At 48.3% G+C, this 1,306-nt stretch carries 1 protein-coding gene and 1 pseudogene; both read right to left on the bottom strand.

The window, feature by feature from the left end:
* Nucleotides 1–371, bottom strand: a 371-nt coding sequence (locus LPH68_RS26245; RefSeq protein WP_230297273.1) for a phage protein Gp36 family protein, incomplete at its 3' end; no start/stop codon positions are given.
* Nucleotides 372–592: 221 nt separating this feature from the next.
* Nucleotides 593–1,306: pseudogene (locus tag LPH68_RS26250) on the bottom strand (hypothetical protein); the annotation flags it as partial.

The following is a 1,306-nucleotide window of genomic DNA, read 5'->3' on the forward strand; positions in this document are numbered from 1 at the left end:
GCCCTTTGTTCCTCGGGCAGCAGCGGAGCCCCTTCGATTGAAATGTCCTCGTCGGCCACCGCCTTCATCCATTCCACCGCCCGTTCGTAGCGGTCCTTGCGTACCTGGGAAAGTTTCTGCGGGTTGTGGATGCAGAAGATGTGATAGACAGCCATGTCAATGACCATCATCAGCACGAGCTGGTTCCGGTTGTCCCCGGTGGCTGCAAAAATCTTGTTGCAGTCGTAGCGTTTGCTCAAATAACACCGCATTTCGGCAATGGCCCTGTCTTCACATACTTCAATGACCGTTTCGTCCTCTCTAACCAGTGCGTCGAGGATGTCGCGGTGGATGCTTGCATCGTAATCGGTGAGTTCTACAAACTTGCTCATAATTTCTTGAATTTGTTTATTGTAGTATTTTTATTGAATAGAAGCATGATAATTAGTGCTAAAGAGACCTTTAACAGTTGCTTTTTACCGGCAATAATGATATTGCTGCGATTTAACCCATCGTAAGTCATGATACTGTACCAATTATTATAAGGTGATTGTACTTTGTAAATAGATGTTTTATGAATTATCTTTTTCATTTATCTGTTGTTTTAAAGTTGTCATAATCTTTTCTTATTCCGCTTTCTTACATCCTTCCGTGATCGGAATACGGGCGGTTCAATGCGCCTGATCAGTTCGTCGATGATGCGGTTTGCCCCTTCGACCCCATCCGGTCCATCGGCCGGGTAGCGCATGGTCAGGGTGAACAGCTTGAACTGGTCCTCCAGTTCCTTCATGTGCGGGTTGTCCCGTTCTGCCTCGTTGAGGATGAGGTTCCCTTCTCGGTTGAGCGGTTCAAGGTTGGCCTCGATACGTGTAGCCTTGTCCGTCTTCTTCTCCTCGTCGCCCCGGATGAACAGTGCAATCTTCTGTTCCCGTCGCACCTTTGCCACCAGCGGTTTGAACACCTGCTGGAAGAAAGGGTCCTGCAGTTTGTTGTTTTCCATGTAGCAATAGACATTGGTCTTTCCCCCGACAAAATCAAGCATCCGGACATACCAGTCAATAAACTCCGCATTGAGTGCCTGCGCCAGGAAAGTCTTGATGACATAGAGCCTGGTACCCAATTTGCCACAAAGCGAAACTGTCTTGAAGGATTTCCCCTTCTTTCCCTTGCTTTCGCCCGGTGCCGGGTCGCCATACGCCACGAGAAACTTGAATTTGGAGAGAGGCGGTACCTTGCCGTATGCAATGTTTTCGAAGACCTCGCCCTCGGAAATGGGGTTGTTGTAATATTCACCCTGTGCCGCCTTTTTGGATATTTTGGACAGTGT

Origin of the sequence: Bacteroides sp. 1_1_30, assembly GCF_020982715.1 — a bacterium.
Taxonomy (GTDB): domain Bacteria; phylum Bacteroidota; class Bacteroidia; order Bacteroidales; family Bacteroidaceae; genus Bacteroides; species Bacteroides xylanisolvens.